The organism is Kaistia hirudinis (genome assembly GCF_014196455.1).
Classification (GTDB): domain Bacteria; phylum Pseudomonadota; class Alphaproteobacteria; order Rhizobiales; family Kaistiaceae; genus Kaistia; species Kaistia hirudinis.
The window spans coordinates 247,655-263,094 of record NZ_JACIDS010000003.1 but is presented as its reverse complement, the minus strand read 5'-3'; the positions used below and the strand labels follow the sequence as shown (position 1 = coordinate 263,094).

The 15,440-nt window shown below is 64.7% G+C and carries 12 protein-coding genes and 1 tRNA gene; 7 read left to right on the top strand and 6 right to left on the bottom strand.

Features of this window, described 5'->3' with window-relative positions; translation table 11 throughout:
- Positions 1 to 120: 120 nt before the first annotated feature.
- Together GGR25_RS11295 and aroA are read right to left on the bottom strand one after the other, a co-directional pair.
- Positions 121 to 744: a (d)CMP kinase gene (locus GGR25_RS11295; protein ID WP_183398894.1), complete on the bottom strand. Its 624-nt coding sequence runs from the start codon at positions 742 to 744 to the stop codon at positions 121 to 123.
- Entirely contained in the window at positions 741 to 2,096 is a 1,356-nt protein-coding gene (aroA, locus tag GGR25_RS11290; RefSeq protein WP_183398893.1) for a 3-phosphoshikimate 1-carboxyvinyltransferase, read from the bottom strand. The genes GGR25_RS11295 and aroA overlap by 4 nt, the downstream gene beginning before the upstream one ends.
- Before the next feature lie 207 nt (positions 2,097 to 2,303).
- Here aroA and GGR25_RS11285 point away from each other — a divergent pair, with 207 nt between their 5' ends.
- The 5 genes from GGR25_RS11285 to GGR25_RS11265 all read left to right on the top strand — a co-directional run bounded on the left by GGR25_RS11285 (position 2,304) and on the right by GGR25_RS11265 (position 7,109).
- Complete coding sequence (locus GGR25_RS11285) at positions 2,304 to 2,693, top strand: TIGR02300 family protein (RefSeq protein ID WP_183398892.1); 390 nt, start codon at positions 2,304 to 2,306, stop codon at positions 2,691 to 2,693.
- Between the two features lie 109 nt (positions 2,694 to 2,802).
- A tRNA-Ala gene (locus GGR25_RS11280) sits at positions 2,803 to 2,878 on the top strand.
- Positions 2,879 to 3,457: 579 nt separating this feature from the next.
- Positions 3,458 to 4,351, top strand: coding sequence for a hypothetical protein (locus tag GGR25_RS11275; protein ID WP_183398891.1), 894 nt, complete (start codon positions 3,458 to 3,460; stop codon positions 4,349 to 4,351).
- A gap of 12 nt (positions 4,352 to 4,363) precedes the next feature.
- Positions 4,364 to 6,430 carry a hypothetical protein gene (locus GGR25_RS11270; protein WP_183398890.1) on the top strand — a complete coding sequence of 689 codons (2,067 nt, stop codon included), beginning with the start codon at positions 4,364 to 4,366 and terminating at the stop codon, positions 6,428 to 6,430.
- Between the two features lie 10 nt (positions 6,431 to 6,440).
- Complete coding sequence (locus GGR25_RS11265; protein WP_183398889.1) at positions 6,441 to 7,109, top strand: hypothetical protein; 669 nt, start codon at positions 6,441 to 6,443, stop codon at positions 7,107 to 7,109.
- A gap of 474 nt (positions 7,110 to 7,583) precedes the next feature.
- Here the strand turns inward: GGR25_RS11265 and GGR25_RS11260 are convergent, their stop codons facing one another.
- The 4 genes from GGR25_RS11260 to GGR25_RS11245 form a co-directional block, all read right to left on the bottom strand.
- Complete coding sequence (locus GGR25_RS11260) at positions 7,584 to 8,918, bottom strand: MFS transporter (RefSeq protein ID WP_183398888.1); 1,335 nt, start codon at positions 8,916 to 8,918, stop codon at positions 7,584 to 7,586.
- Positions 8,919 to 8,947: 29 nt separating this feature from the next.
- The gene (locus tag GGR25_RS11255; RefSeq protein WP_343068030.1) at positions 8,948 to 9,382 is read right to left on the bottom strand and encodes a hypothetical protein; all 435 of its coding nucleotides are present in this window, start codon (positions 9,380 to 9,382) and stop codon (positions 8,948 to 8,950) included.
- A gap of 11 nt (positions 9,383 to 9,393) precedes the next feature.
- On the bottom strand, positions 9,394 to 9,894 hold the full coding sequence (locus GGR25_RS11250; protein WP_183398886.1) for a DUF3833 family protein: 501 nt from the start codon (positions 9,892 to 9,894) through the stop codon (positions 9,394 to 9,396).
- Positions 9,895 to 10,315: 421 nt separating this feature from the next.
- Complete coding sequence (locus tag GGR25_RS11245; RefSeq protein WP_183398885.1) at positions 10,316 to 11,218, bottom strand: LysR family transcriptional regulator; 903 nt, start codon at positions 11,216 to 11,218, stop codon at positions 10,316 to 10,318.
- Between GGR25_RS11245 and GGR25_RS11240 the strand changes: the two genes are divergently transcribed.
- Both GGR25_RS11240 and GGR25_RS11235 read left to right on the top strand, forming a co-directional pair.
- Complete coding sequence (locus tag GGR25_RS11240) at positions 11,217 to 12,890, top strand: proton-conducting transporter transmembrane domain-containing protein (RefSeq protein WP_210299912.1); 1,674 nt, start codon at positions 11,217 to 11,219, stop codon at positions 12,888 to 12,890. The two genes, GGR25_RS11245 and GGR25_RS11240, sit on opposite strands and share 2 nt — an antisense overlap.
- 25 nt (positions 12,891 to 12,915) lie before the next feature.
- On the top strand, positions 12,916 to 15,387 hold the full coding sequence (locus GGR25_RS11235) for a YbcC family protein (protein WP_183398884.1): 2,472 nt from the start codon (positions 12,916 to 12,918) through the stop codon (positions 15,385 to 15,387).
- The last annotated feature ends 53 nt before the right edge of the window (positions 15,388 to 15,440 follow it).

The following is a 15,440-nucleotide window of genomic DNA, read 5'->3' as shown; positions in this document are numbered from 1 at the left end:
GCGCCATGAAGGGGCGCCGGACCCGGGTCCGTCGAGACTTGGGCTCTATATAGTCTCGAATTCACGCCAGCAAGGCGGAAATGGCGCAAAGGTGCCGATTCAGGGGCCGATCGCGTCGATTCAGCCCCGTTTTGCGTCCACGATCGCCACGGCGGCCGCAAAGGCCTCGTCGATGCCGAGATCGCTGGTGTCGAGCAGCGCGGCGTCATCGGCCTTGCGCAGCGGCGCACTGGCACGCACCGAATCCCGTTCGTCGCGCTCCCGGATCTCGGCGAGGATGCGCTCATAGCTCACCGAACGGCCCTTGGCGGCCAGCTCGTCCGTGCGGCGGCGGGCGCGCACCTCGGCCGAGGCGGTGACGAAGATCTTCACATCCGCATCGGGACAGATCGCCGTGCCGATATCGCGGCCATCGAGGACCGCACCGGGCGCCCGGGCCGCGAAGGACCTCTGGAAATCGACCAGCGCCGAGCGCACGGGCGGATGAACCGCGACGCGCGAGGCGAGCTCGCCCGCCTCCCGACCGCGCAGATCGCCATGGCCGAGATCGGCCGGATCGAGCTCCCGCGCCACGCGGCCCGCCGCCTCCGGATCGTCGAGATCGAGCCCGGCATCGGCCATCTTGCGGCCGATCGCCCGGTAGAGCAGGCCCGTATCAAGATGGTTGAGGCCGTAATGGGCGGCAAGGCGCAGGGCGAGCGTACCCTTGCCGGCAGCGGCAGGGCCGTCGATGGCGATGATCATGAGGCCGGCGGCTCCAGTTCTTCGAAACGGGCGCCGAGGCCCGTCATCAGGTCGCGAAATTCGGGGAAGCTTGTTGCGATCGGCGCGGCATCGTCAATGGCGACCCGATCGGCCGTGGCAAGGCCGAGCACGAGAAAGCTCATGGCGATGCGATGGTCGAGATGGGTCGTCACGCGGCCGCCGCCGACGCCGCTTCCGCCCGTCACGACGAGGGATTCCGGCCCCTCCTCGCAGGCGATGCCATTCGCCGCCAGCCCGGCCGCCACGGCAGCGATGCGATCGGATTCCTTGACCCGCAGCTCGCCGAGGCCCTCCATCACCGTCCGCCCCTCGGCGAAGGACCCGGCGACGGCGAGGATCGGATATTCGTCGATCATCGACGGCGCCCGCCCGGCCGGGACGTTCACCGCCCGGAGGCGGCTGGCGCGGACGCGGATGTCGCCGACGCTCTCACCGCCGACGGTGCGGCGCTTTTCGATGGTGATGTCGCCGCCCATCTCGATCAGCGTCTCGAGCAACCCGCTGCGCAGCGGATTGAGCAGAACCGATTCGACGGTTATGTCGGAGCCCTCGACGATCAGCGCCGCGACGATCGGGAAGGCCGCCGCGCTCGGATCGCCGGGCACCTCGACCGATTGCGGCCTCAGATCGCGCTGGCCCTCGAGGCTGATCACCCGCTCGCCATCCGCATTGGTCTCGATCTCGATCGCCGCGCCGAAGGCCGCCAGCATCCGCTCTGTATGGTCGCGCGTGGCGACCGGCTCGACGAGGCGGGTGACGCCCGGCGCATTGAGGCCGGCCAGCAGCACGGCCGACTTGACCTGCGCCGAGGCGACCGGGACGCGATAGTCGATCGGCAAGGCGACGTCGGGGCCTTTCAAGGTCAACGGCAGGCGGTCCTTGGAGCGCGCGAGCACCTGGACGCCCATCCGCCGCAGCGGATCGAGGATGCGGCCCATGGGGCGCCGGCGCAGCGAAGCGTCACCCGTGAAGGTGACGGTCGTGGCCTGGTTGCTCGCAAGACCCATGGCGAGGCGGACGCCGGTGCCCGCATTGCCGAAATCGACGACGTCCTCCGGCTCCAGCAATCCGCCGACACCGAGGCCGTTGACCGTCCAGCGTCCCGGAGCCTGCCGCGTCACGGTGGCGCCGAAGGCCCGCATCGCTTCGGCGGTGGCCAGCACGTCGCCGCCTTCGAGCAAGCCCTCGATCACCGTCTCGCCGATCGCGAGCGCGCCCAGCATCAGCGCACGGTGCGAAATCGACTTGTCGCCGGGGATGCGGATACGGCCGCGCAGCGGCCCCGAGGCAAGGGCGGCGAGCGGCCTGACGCTGCCGGCGCTCGGGGACATGGCGGGCTCCTCATCGGTCGGCGGCGGCATGGAATCGCCACGGCACGCAGGGCATCCGCTCGTCGGATAGCATGGGCCGCGCACGCTCGCCAACGCCGAAGCGGCCTCCGTCATCGCCCTTCGAGGCCTCGACGCCGACGAATAGTTTTGACAGTGTGCCCTATAGTCTTTATGGGAGCGCGGCTTTTCCCAACGACGAGGCACGACGTGGCGAAACCCGATCTCGGCACGAAACGGATCGACCCGGAGACGGGCAAGAAGTTTTATGACCTGAACAAGGATCCGATCGTCTCGCCCTATACGGGCAATTCGTATCCGCGATCCTTCTTCGAGAGCGGGCCCGTGCGCGCCCGCCCGGTCGCCAAGGAAGTCGAGGAAGAGGAGGTCGAGGACGACGTCGCCGATGCGGCCGAGTTCATCAGCCTCGAGGAAGCCGACACCGAAGCCACCGGCACCGCCGACACGGCCGACGCCGATGTCGACGACGAGGATGTCGTGATCGGCGAGGACGATGGCGACGTCTTCATCGAGGAAGAGGAAGAAGAAGGCGACGACGTCACCGACATTATCGGCGGTGTCGACGACGAGGAGCCGTAGGCTTCCACAGCCTGTGGACCGGCGCACGATTGCCACTTGATTTGCTGAAAGGCGCGGCCTATTGATCGCGCCGCCGGCGGGAACCCAAACCTGCCGGCACTGGACGGAAGGGGCCATAGCTCAGTTGGGAGAGCGCTTGAATGGCATTCAAGAGGTCGTCGGTTCGATTCCGATTGGCTCCACCAGTCCAACAGGTTGAAAAGTAACGGCAATCTGACATGACAAGCGGTCCCATTCGGGACCGCTTTTCGTTTTGGTGACCACATGGTGACCACCAGCCGCGATTTGGGCGCTGGACCGCCTCGGATACGCCTCTCCCCCTACTCTTTCGCCAGCGCTCGCGGCTGCGCTTTCGAAGCCCGGCGACGAGCAGGAGGGTCTCGCGGCAGCATGTCAATAAATGTCAGTACTCCTAAATGATACTGAATATACCGCATCATTACTCAATATAATGTCTCAGATTTATCATATACATACGGTCGACCGACATTGTAATACAGTCAAAAATCGGATAATGTTCGCTAGTCAACGGCGAACATTCGACCATGTCCAAGATCATATGCCTTCGTGTTCCGCCAGAGTTTTCTCTGATACTCCGATCGGCCGCATCGGAAGCCGGAATTTCCATTTCTAGGCTCGTGAGAGAGTCGGTCGCGGGGCGCCTTGGCGTCGCCGACTACATGGAAAAGGAAAGGGGCATCGCGACGTGCCGCCAAGGCAGCAGCCCGACGCAGGCTCGTGTACTAGAGGCGAGGGGCTAGGCGATGGTAGCGGTCGCAACGATCGGTTCCGCCGTCATCGGCGCGGGCGCTAGCGCTCTTGCGAGCAGCAAGGCGGCGAAGGCACAGACGCAAGCCGCTGATAAAGCGACGCAGTATGCGCAACAGGCGGCCGGGCAAGCGAGCCAGTGGTACACGAACGCGCGCGATGTCGGTAATCAAGCGCTTCAGGACTTCACCGGGCAGGCGATCGACACGCAGAACGCTGCGCTGCCGCAGTTGCTCGGCTATTATGCCGGCGCCTACGGCAACGGGCAAAGCCAGATGGCCCCCTATATCGGCCTCGGACAGAGTGCAGCCGGCGCGATTAACGACCTGTATGCCAACCCCCAGAATGCACAGGCATGGCTTGCCGCGACGCCTGGCTACCAGTTCACGCTCAATCAGGGGCTGAAAGCCGTCCAGAACTCGGCGGCGGCCCGCGGGCTTGGATCTTCCGGCGCTGCACTCAAGGGCGCGGCGAACTACGCCACAGGCCTCGCAGACAACACCTATCAGAACCAATTCGGCAATCTGACTTCCCTGCTCGGGACAGGGCAGAATGCGGCAGGCTTGCTGTCCAATCTTGGATTGCAGACGGCATCTGGGGCCGCTGGAGTACAAGGCCAAACGGCAGCCAATGTCGCGAACATGCTGACTGCCCTCGGCGCGGGAATTTCGGGGAACTACATGAACGCCGCGCAGGGCGTGGGCAATGCACTGATTGGCGCTGGCAACACGTCAGGGCAAGCGGCCTATGGAGCCGGCAACGCACAGGCTGGCGCCGCGCTCAATACCGCACAGGGCATAACCAACGCGGCAAATAACATCGCACAGTACGAGCTGATGAAGACCTATTTGCAGCCGCCGCAGGCCATGCAAACCGGCGGCCTCTATTAGAGCGCATAACCAATGGCCGAAAAGCGCACCAGTCCAGGCACCGCGCCTTCTCGCAACGAATTCGAGCTTTGGGGCCTCGGCGACGAGCCGAGTGCCGCGGGCGCGTCGAATGATGCCGGTGAGTTTTCCCAATGGGGGCTGACCAGCGGTGACATCGAGCCGGCGCCTGCACGCGAAAGTGCGCCGCCGCGCACGTGGGGCCAGGTTGCCGGTGACATCGGCGAAGGCGCCATGATGGGCATCGATGACGTGCTTGGCACGATCTATCGCGGTGGCATTCGTGGCGTCGGCAGGGGTGCCGAGCTGCTGGGCAATAGTCCGGACAAGTTCAACCGGGCCGCGGCGCGCGACGAACTGATTTCGGGGCTCCTTAACAACCAGTTCGAGCGCGAGCACGGCTCCGGCTGGGGACAGGCCGGGCGCGTCGGTGGCCAGATGATCGCGACGGCGCCGGCTGCCATGGCGCTTGGTCCCGTTGCAGGCATGGGCGTGCGCGCCGTCGCAGGCGGGCGGGCAGCGCAGTTCCTTGCCGGCGCCGGCGGAATGCCGCGCGTCACGCAGCTTCCTACGGGTGCGCTGGCGCAGCAGGGCGGCAATGCCATCGCGCGGCTGCTCTCGCTTGCCTCACGGGGCGCAGGTGAGGGCGCGCTGTTCGGCACGTTGGTTTCGGGTGCGCCCCGTCCAGACGCCACGGCCGTCGATCCCATGTCGCGCTCGGAAATGCTGGACGCACCGATCGAGCCGGGCTTTGGCGAACAGGTCGCCATGGGGGCGGGTCTCGGCGCGGTCGGCTCTCCGGTAGGCTCGGTCATCGCTAAGGCCGCGGGGTCCGGACTAAAGGCCACGCTCGGCGGCATCGCCGATCAAGAGTCGGCCCGTCTGGCGCGGCTGGCCCGCGAGCGCTTCGGCATCGATATTGAGCCGGGCCAGTACGCGCAAAATCCCATGGTCCGCTACATGAACGATGTGGCGAACAAGATGCCGTTTTCCGGCGGTTCCGGCGCCATGGCTGAGCAGCGCTCCGCGTTCAATCGCGCCCTCGCCAACACGTTTGGGGAAAACACGGACAAGCTGACGGTCGAGACCATCAACAATGCACGCACGCGCCTGGGCAATCAGTTCGACCAGAACATTCGGCAGATGGGCGGCATCGGCGGCGATCAGCAGATGATCGACGAGTTCGACAATCTCATTGACGAAGCCGGCATGGAATTGACGCCCGATCAGGTGACGCCGATCCGCAAGCAGGTGGCCAACATTATCGGCAAATTTACGACGAGCGATCCGAAGTCGCTCCAGCCGAAACTCACGGCCGACGCTTACAAAGCGCTGACGGATTACAATTCCCCGCTCGGCCGTGCGATGCGCAGCAATGATAGCAGCGTGCGCTATTATGCGGGCGAGATTCGTGACGTTCTCATGGGCGCCGCGGAGCGCACTGCGACGGATCCTGATGCCGTCAAGGCCCTTCAGGCCACCCGCGGCCAGTGGCGCAACATGCTCCGCGTCGATCAGGCGGCGGATGCAAACGGAAACGTCTCGGTCGCGAAGCTTGCCAACAATCTCAAGAGCAAGGGCGAGCTTGGGAAGGCCGGAGACCTGTCCGATCTAGCGTTGATTGGGACTAGGTTCATGCGCCCGCTTCCTGAATCCGGCACGGCCGAGCGGCTGGCAGGCCAGAGGGTATTAGGTGCGCTCGGCCAGTATGTCGGGCCGGCACTCGGCGTGGGTGGCATGGGCGGTGTCGCTGCTGCTGGCGCTACCGGCGCTCTCGGCCCCATCGCGACGGCTGGCGGTATTGTCGGCGTGCCGCTGGCGGCTCGCGCTGTACGGACTGCCATCAACAACCCTGTGACCCGCGCTCTAATGGAGCGAAAGACCGCAACGGATCTTCCCGAGGTATTCCAAGAGCTTTTGAAACGCGGAGGTGACATTGGCGCCCTAACAGCCCCCGCCGTTGGAAGTGCTGTCCAAGGGGCACCGCGTCTGCCGTTGCAGATCGACGTGTTTGGCGAATCGACCAAAGCGCCGGGCTTCGTTGATGTGCGTACGGGACGATATATCCCAAACATGAAGTGAGGGCGCCGACTTGACCGCACGAAGGCGGGATGACCGCACCGGCTATTCTGACGCTTCGAGCCAAGCGGAGGACGTGGACAATTGCGAACAGCTCGACCGTCAAGACCCGATAGTCGCCCTTTTGCGCACATGCCGGGATCGTGCGTCGGAAGTCATCCATGCCGGGCAGACCCTTGACGCCGTAATAGCAACAGTGCACCCGGATCATTACCGCGCGGCCCGTGTTGACGTTTCAGAGTTTGCAACATCGGGCGCCAACGCCTTGTCCGTCTTCGCGGCGACCCACGAAGAGCTTGACGAGTTTGTTGATGATTTCGCGAACAGGCACCCGCCGAACGGCGCTGCCGAGCGTGCGGTCTTGGAAAGCCGCCGAGCGGAGAAGCATCGAGCCCTCATGGCAGACGCTGCGGCAATCACAGAGGGACGCAACCGGGCTGGGCTTCCCGAGTATCTCGAACGATACGAGGCGCGCATGGCCGAGTGGATTGCAGCCGCGCGAGTCGTCGCCCGTACCCAGCCGACCACATTGCAGGGGTGCGGCCTCATGGCAGAATTCGTGCATGAGCGGTTAATAGCGGATGGCCATTTTGACCGTGACCTTGTCGCTAGCGCAGCGAAGAACCTATCGACGGCGCTGGCCGTCATAGCTTTTGGAAAGCCGCCCTTGCTCCACTCGTGATCTCGGAGCAATCTTCCCCGACAACGGGGAGAAGCCTGCTCTATGGCATCTTTGTTAGACATTCGAAACCACTCGCCAAGCGAGGATCCGCCTCAATCGCCCGATTCAGGCCCGAATCGATCTTCGGCGGAATATCTTGAGACCTTGACGAAAAAGGCTGCGGAAGACGCAGGGATCGACCGTAGGGCCTCCGTCATAGCCGTCGTGATCCTCATCATGTTTTTTTTGGCGGTGTTCTATTTTGGACGAAACGTTGGCTAGCTGATAGACGGGCACTCGACCGCCACGGCCGCGCGTCATCTCTCTGCGGTACTGGCCAGGCTTGTCCTCGATAGGGGAATCGGCTTTCTGCAATGAAGACTGAGAGTAACCCGGACCGCGACAGGGAAGCACGCGCCGCGCGGGCGCAACGCACGGCCAGGGGCGCCAGCCTTAGGCGATGCGCGGTAGCCGCCCACTGCGGCTATCTGACCGTTACTTGGAGGGCGGCCCAACCGGCATGCTGACCTCGATGCGGGCCCGCAGCTCTTTTTGCGCCGCCTCGCCGAGCGGAAAGTTCCACATGATGGCGACTGCCGCCAGCTTCGGCAGGATCGGCAGCCACGCATAAAGGATCGTCAACATATCGAGCGCGAAGGGTGGAATTTCGGCGTCACTTCCCGTTGCGAAGCCCGACCAGGCCAGAATTGGAAAGACCAGGCCGACGCCAAGAGCAAGCGACAGCTTGGTCGCCAGCCCCCAAGCGGCGAAATACACGCCGGTGCGCTGCTCTCCCGACACGGCCGTGTCGCAATCGACCACATCGGCCTGAATCGCCGGCGGAAGGGCGAGATCGAAGCCGAGCAACACGCCGGTCAGCGCACAGATCAGTGCGAAGGCGGCGGTGTCGCCTGTCCCGAGGAAGCCAGAAAAGAAGAACACGACGCAGGCAAGCACCATGGCGCCGCACCAGCTCCGATGCTTGCCGACCCGAGCCGCCACCCAGACGGCGATCGGCACACCGAGAATGCCGCAAAGAAAATAGCCGAACAGCAACGGGCCGCGCATCGACTCGGCGCCGAGACGTTCGGACACAAAATAGAGGAACAGCGACGCTGGGATCGCATTGGCGAATCCGTTGAGCAGGAAGGCGACCACAAGCCTGATGAAGGGACGGTTGTGGCCGAGATAGCGCAGGCTGTCGGGGAGCGAGAGCCGCGACCGCGATCGGTTGGCCGGCTCGGGCACAGCACCTACCGCGATGAGCCCGAAGGCGGGGAGCGCGATAAGGATCAGCACCGCGACGGCGGCCATGCCGTGGAACCCGTCGGAGGCCTTCATGCCGACGGCAAAGGGCAACGCGATGGAGACCAACGTGCCAAGGAGCGTCGCGCCTTCGCGAAACGCCGAGACGACGGAACGGCCGCGATAGTCGGTCGAAAGCTCGGCGCCCCAGGCGGTGTATGGCAAGAGCGTCGCGGTATAGCCAATCGAAAGCAGGATGCCCCAAAACGCGAGGTAGCCGGTCCCGGCGGTGCTCGGCGGCCAGAACACCATGAAGGCCGACAGCGCAGTCATGGGCAGCGAAAGGACGAAGATCGCGCGTCGCCGCCCGAATGTCGGCGACACCCTGTCAGACAGCCAGCCGATCACCGGATCGCTCGCAGCGTCGAACAGGCGGATCAGGAGCAGCACCGTACCGATCGCCGCGAGCGACAGGCCGAGATGGTCGGCGTAGAAAGTCGGCACGATGACATACAGTGGCAGCGCGACCGCCGCGAGCGGCACAGCCGGCAAGGCATAGGCGAGAATCGCCGTGCGTCCGGGCATTCCTGCCTGCACTTCCGGAGCTTGCGCCACTATGGACCGATCCGCGCGGTTCCTGAGGCGCCGTCGTCGCGCAGCCAGGCGATCTTGCCGCCGCCGAGCGACGTGATCCTGAAGCAGAACTGTCGACCATCGTACCAGCTCGGCCATTTTTGGCAGAGCGAATCGTCGGAGATCCACCAGCGCCCTTCCTCGCGAGGCACTAGCATTCGCGCAGCCGAAATCCCTGAGACGTCGCCGACCACGACGCCATTGTCGCGATAGTGAAGCGGCAGGGCGATGCCGAAAGGCGTGTTGAGGCGAACATTCTTGCCCCCGATCATCTGCCGGATTTCCGGACCGCTAAGCTCGGCCGAAGCGGCCGGCGTGGCCGCCACGCATCCGGCAAGAGTTACGGCAAGTGAGAGCCTTCGGCTGGAAGGATTCGGCATGATAAGATTGTCTCCCGTGTCCGTTTGCGATGACACGCGCGTCCGAGTCAGCGGCGGAATTCGACGTGGGTTTTGGCGACGGGCAGGCCGAACTTGGTGATCGTGGCGTTGTTGATGAGCCGGCCATCCTCCTGCAGCACCATGGTGTCGTAGAACCGGACGCGATTGCGCTTTCGCGCCGCGTCGAGATCGACCAGATAGGTGAAGCGCGCCGTATTGCCCGTCACGGTTACCAGCGTGTCGCCGACGACGTCCTCGCGCGTGCCGCGATACTGGTTCGGCGCAATCTTGCGGAAGCGCCAGGTCTTGCGGTCGCGCTCGCCATCGGAATAGACGAAGTCCTCGACCAGCGTCAGCGTCCGGCCGTTCCACCGTCCGCGAAGATCGACGGTGAAGTCGCGCTTCACACCGTTGATTGCGCGGAAACTGCCCACCGCCGAGGTCTTGCCAGTGAAATAGCCTTCCAAGGAAAAGTCGCCGGCGGATGCGGGGACGCACGATAGCGCCAGAATCGCGAAACCCAGAAAGATCAACTTGCTCCGGTACATTGCATCGCTCCGTTGCCGCGCGGTAACTGCAGGGTATACGGAGCATCGACGCGATTGGATCGACCGACGGGCAATAGCGAGGTCGATGATGGTTGCGACAGGCAGATATCGAGCTTAGGCGCCGAAGATCCCTCTCTTGCTACGGGGGATGGGCCTCGGCACTTCGGGCCCATACAGATCGAAACCGTGGAGCCCGGTCTATCTCCAGTTGGCGAGACGGCCGCCATTCGTCTCACGAAGCCGCAAAGCCGACTGCCCGACCGGATCTTGATAATCGTCGGCGACACGGTGGCGCTGCCGTGGGACGCGCCGCGCGGGCGCAACGCGCGGCCAGGGGCGGTAGTCTTAGGCGTTCCAAGTGCTGCTCGCCATGGCGCACCAGCAAATCGGCGTCAGCGAATGCTGCCCGGCGAGGTTGCTACTAGAGCGGAATAGGTTCCGGACCGTCCAAGGCTGACGGCTGGATTAACAGGCGGACCAGGGGATTCGGGAATCGTCGCGCCATCGTGACGGCGTGGAACGCCTCCGCGATACTCGGCAATTTCTCGCCCTCCACTAGCGCGCCTGTGGCGATCTCGTCCTTGACGACGATCGGCGGCAGGACGGCCAGGCCTATGTCCTCGCGGGCGAGAAGCCGCATCATAGCCATGTCCTCGACCTCAGCAATGATCTGGGGCCTCACGCCGAGCTGGTCGGCCAGCGCATCGAAACCGATGCGGATGCTGCTATCGACGGTCGGTAGGATCATCGGATGCCGCCGAAGCCGCTCAGCCAGGGTAGTGCCGCCTGCCAGACGGTCGGGTGTGCCCACCAGGCTGACCGATCGCTCGGCAAGGCGATGCGTGACCAGAGGCCTGAGCGCATCGGCCGTCGGCGCTTGGTTGAGCAGGACGACGTCGAGATTGAGCGCCTCGAGCGCGCGCAACAGCTCGCCTGCGCTGCCGGAGCGCAGAATGAGGTCTATGTCGGTGCGGCCGAGAACGGGACGCAAAAACTCCATCTGGAAATTTCGCGAGAGCGTGGCGAGGGAACCGACGCGCAGGGCCTGACGGGTATCGCCGGTCTGGCGGAGCGTGCCCAGCATTTCCTCGCCAGTCGCGAAGATCGCATCCGCATGGTCGAGGACGATCTGGCCCGCTTCGGTCAAATGGAGCTGCCGCCCTCGCCGCTCAAACAGGGGATGTCCGAGACGCTGCTCCAGCTTTCGAATCTGCACGGAGAGTGCCGATTGCGTGAGGTTGAGCCGCTCGGCGGTGCGGGTGAGGTTGCCGTCATGCGCGACCGCCCAGAAGTAGCGCAGGTGATTGTAGTTCAGCGATGACATGACGTTCGATAATAACGAACGATCTGGCGCCAACAATGCATTTTTCTCTGATTTCCGCCCTTGCTACGAGGCTGTCCCACCGCTCTCCGAGGGATTTGCCGTGTCAGCCTATCTGCTACCCCTTTCCGCGCCGCTGCTGCTGTTCGGCGCCTCCATCTTTGGGTTCGCTCACAAGGAGCGCCGTTCGACTCTGGTCTCGATCCTTGGGGAATGCGCTGCATTCTGCGCGCTACTCGTCGCCATCGCCTCGCTCGGATTTCTCGTCCTTCACGGTCCCGGCGGCAGCGGTTTGTGGGTTTGGTCAGGCATCGGCCTGTCGACTCGGCTCGACGTGGTCAGCGCCGCGATGCTGCTTCTCGTCAGCTTCGTCGGCTGGATCGTCGTGCGCTACACCCGCACCTATCTCGATGGCGAGGCACGGCAGGGCTATTTTGTCGGCTGGCTCTGCGCCGCACTCGCCGCCGTCCTGCTCCTGGTCCAGGCTGGCAATCTCGTCCAACTGGTCGCAGCTTGGATCGCGACCAGCCTCGCGTTGCATCGCCTGCTCCTGTTCTATCCCGAACGTCCCGGGGCGCAGCGCGCCGCGCGGAAGAAGAAGCTGTTCTCGACGATTGGGGCCACCGCTCTGATCCTGGCGGCCGCTCTAATCGGAACGAGCTTCGGCACTACCGATATTGCCACGATCAACACGCTGGCCCGGACGAGCGGCGGAAACGGGCCCGTCATCATGGCCGCCGCAATGCTGGCGCTTGCCGCTCTCCTGAAGTCCGCGCAATTCCCGACCCATGGCTGGCTCACCGAAGTCATGGAAGCGCCAACCCCGGTCTCGGCACTGCTTCATGCCGGCGTGATTAATGCCGGTGGCTTCCTGCTGATCCGTTTCGCCGATGTGATGCTCGCCGCTCCCGGTGTGCTCGCCGTGCTGGCTATAGTCGGCGGTTTCTCGGCTCTCTTCGGCGCGCTCGTCATGCTGACGCAGCCAGCGGTCAAGACCTCACTTGCCTGGTCGACGGTCGCGCAGATGGGCTTCATGATGCTGCAGTGCGGCCTTGCGCTGTTCCCGCTGGCGCTGCTCCATATCGTCGCCCACTCGCTCTATAAGGCGCATGCGTTCCTGGCGTCCGGCGGAACCGTTGAGCGGGTGGCTGCCATGCGTCGTCCCGGACCGGTCGCCGTTCCCGACGGCTTAGCCGTAGGCCGAGCATTCCTCATCGCCATCGCGATTTACGCCGGGAGCGGCGCTTCCTTCGGCGTCGCCTTCGGGTTCGACCATAAGTCTCCGCAGGCATTGGTGCTCGGAGCCATCCTGATCTTCGGCGTCGCCTATCTACTGGCGCAAGGCCTTGCCGACGCCGCGCCACGCGCATTGACCCGCAGGACCGCGGCCTATGCCGGTGCGGCGGCCGTCGGCTACTTCGCATTGCAGACTGCGGCGGAATGGCTGACGGCTGGCGTACTGCCGTCCCCGCCGGCGCCAGGCCGCCTCGAGTGGACGCTCATGGTGCTTGCGGTACTGAGCTTCGGCTTGGTGGCGGTAGCGCAGGCGCTGTTTCCGCTCTGGACCATGCATCCCGCCGCCGTCGGTGCGCGCATCCACCTTTCCAATGGGCTCTACATCAACGCCCTGATCGACCGGCTGCTCGGCGGTTGGGACGTGCGCAAGGCATCGTGAAGCTGAAAAGCCGAGGACAGACCCCATGCTCATGACCGTGGCCAAGGCGCCGCTCCTGCCTTCAGAAGCCATCACAGAGGCGGCAAACCGTGCGGCACGCGCCATTCCGCCGCTCTGGCCGCTCGCATCCAGCGTCGCTGTCAATCCCTTCCTCGGGCAGACGGGCGAACCGCTCCCGCTGGCGGCGGCCCGCCTTCGTCGGGCGGCGGGGATCGCGATAACGATGCCCCGCGCCTGGTATGCCGAGAAGCGGCAAACCAGAGAAATCCTGGAAGAGGATATGTTGGACGCTTTCGAGGCGGCGCCGCCGGCGTTCCGGCTAGGGACATTCGCCGCATTCAAGGCAGCCGCACACGTGGAGCGGGCGGCGCCTTTGCCGCTTCCGACCGTCGCCGAGCTCGCCCGCGATGTCGCGTTCGTGGACTGGCCTGGCGTCGTCCAGGAGCGGATCAGCCATTGGGCAGCCGGCTTTTTCGATCAGGGGCAAGCGCTCTGGGCCGCCGGAGACGCGCACGGCGCCTACGCTTCGTGGCGGAATCATGCGGTTCACGACCTCACGCCGGAGATCGCTGGCCTCAGCGGATTCGCGCGCTTCGTGGCAGATGCTCCGGCCACGGCTGAAGGTGCCATTGCCGAATGCGTTGCGCAACTCGGGCTCCCGGAGCCGGCGCTGGAGAGCTATTTCCACCGGCTGTTGATGACGCTTGGCGGCTGGAGCCAGTTCGCCCGCTATCGACTCTGGCAGGCTGATTTGCGGGGGGCGACGGATGCGTGCTTAACCGAGATGCTGGCGATCCGCCTCCTCTGGGAAGCTGCATTGCTGCGCCACGACGAATCCTCTGTTGAACCGCTTTGGCGGCCAGTCGTCGCGGCCTATGCCGAGCCCGTCTCGCCCACCCCGGATGATGGGATCGATTCGATCCTCCAGGAGTCGGCGGAACGCGCCGCACAACGGCGGCTCCAAATTCTCCTGTCGGAATCGCCATCAACGCCAGTGGCGTCGGCTCGCCCTTCCTTGCAGATGGCCTTCTGCATCGATGTACGCTCGGAGGTGTGTCGCCGGGCGCTGGAGAGCCTCGATCCAGGGATCCGGACGCTCGGCTTCGCCGGCTTCTTCGGACTGGGCATTGGCCATCGCCGCTTCGCATCGGATGTCGTTGAGGCGCGCCTGCCCGTACTGTTGACGCCTAGCGTCTTCACTTGCTCGGGAGAGGCGACACCGCAATCGGCGAGAGCGGAACGGGCCACGCGCATTGCGGCGCGCGCGAAGCGGGCCTGGGGCCGCTTCAAGCTGGCGGCCATTTCCTCGTTCGCCTTCGTCGAGGCGACGGGCCCGGTCTATGCCGCCAAGCTTTTGCGTGACGGACTGGGCCTCCCCCATGCCGCTGCGGCCAACGATCCCGCCCCGCGCGTGACCGATCAGCTCGACCTCGCGACGCGGCTGACAATGGCGGAGAAGGTGCTCAGGGCGATGTCGCTCACCGACGGATTCGCAAGGCTGGTCCTGCTAGCCGGGCATGGCGCCAGCGTGGTCAACAATCCCCATGCGAGCGCGCTGAACTGCGGCGCTTGCGGCGGGTATTCGGGTGACGTTAACGCGCGGCTGCTGGCTTCGCTGCTCAACGATCGCCCGGTGCGCGATGGTCTGGTCGCACGCGGGATTTCCATTCCGCAGGACACGCTCTTTCTGGCCGCTTTGCACGACACGACCACGGATGATGTAGTCATCTATTCGAACGACCATCCCTCTGCGGCTCATGCCGGGGATCTCGCGCAGGCGAGGGTCTGGCTCACTTCGGCTGGTGCTCTGGCACGGACAGAGCGGGCGCAGCGCCTGCCGCGGGCCGGACATGGCCGGGGCATCCCGCGTCGTGCCCGCGACTGGGCGGAGCTGCGTCCCGAATGGGGGCTCGCCGGCTGCCAGGCCTTCATCGCCGCGCCCCGCTCGCGCACCGCCGGTCGGGATCTGGCCGGCCGGGCCTTTCTGCATGACTATGACTGGCGGCGCGATGAAGGTTTCGCCGTGCTCGAACTGATCCTGACCGCGCCGGTCGTCGTCGCGAGCTGGATCAGCCTGCAATATTACGGTTCGGTCGTTGCTTCGGGAGTCTTCGGGGCCGGCAACAAGCTGCTCCACAACGTCACCGGCGGTCTCGGTGTCATCGAAGGCAATGGCGGCTTAATGCGGGCCGGACTGCCTTGGCAGTCCGTCCATAACGGTGAGCGGCTGATCCATGACCCACTCCGACTTTCCGTGCTGGTTGAAGCGCCCCGCGAGGCGATCCTCTCTGTTCTGGCGCGCCACCCTCAGATCCGCGCGCTTTTCGACAATCGCTGGCTGCACCTCTTCGGCCTCAGCGACACCGGCCGTATGACCTGGCGATATGTCGGCAATTCAAAGTGGGAAAGCTGTCTCGGCCTAACCGAGCCAGAAGCCGCGATGCGATCGGATGACGAGTCCGCCGAACGCGTCGTAGATCCGAGCGCAATCCGTTGAGACTGCCGATTCTCGCTGGAACCAAGTCATGACGTCGTCATTCAATAGCCGGC

What these genes read in the sequence shown, in the direction of transcription:
- GGR25_RS11295 (WP_183398894.1), bottom strand. Translation starts at nt 744, where the DNA reads ATGATCATCGCCATCGACGGCCCTGCCGCTGCCGGCAAGGGTACGCTC.
- GGR25_RS11245 (WP_183398885.1), bottom strand. Translation starts at nt 11,218, where the DNA reads ATGTCATCGCTGAACTACAATCACCTGCGCTACTTCTGGGCGGTCGCG.
- GGR25_RS11270 (WP_183398890.1), top strand. Translation starts at nt 4,364, where the DNA reads ATGGCCGAAAAGCGCACCAGTCCAGGCACCGCGCCTTCTCGCAACGAA.
- GGR25_RS11260 (WP_183398888.1), bottom strand. Translation starts at nt 8,918, where the DNA reads ATGCCCGGACGCACGGCGATTCTCGCCTATGCCTTGCCGGCTGTGCCG.
- aroA (WP_183398893.1), bottom strand. Translation starts at nt 2,096, where the DNA reads ATGTCCCCGAGCGCCGGCAGCGTCAGGCCGCTCGCCGCCCTTGCCTCG.
- GGR25_RS11240 (WP_210299912.1), top strand. Translation starts at nt 11,217, where the DNA reads ATGACGTTCGATAATAACGAACGATCTGGCGCCAACAATGCATTTTTC.
- GGR25_RS11250 (WP_183398886.1), bottom strand. Translation starts at nt 9,894, where the DNA reads ATGTACCGGAGCAAGTTGATCTTTCTGGGTTTCGCGATTCTGGCGCTA.
- GGR25_RS11275 (WP_183398891.1), top strand. Translation starts at nt 3,458, where the DNA reads ATGGTAGCGGTCGCAACGATCGGTTCCGCCGTCATCGGCGCGGGCGCT.
- GGR25_RS11235 (WP_183398884.1), top strand. Translation starts at nt 12,916, where the DNA reads ATGCTCATGACCGTGGCCAAGGCGCCGCTCCTGCCTTCAGAAGCCATC.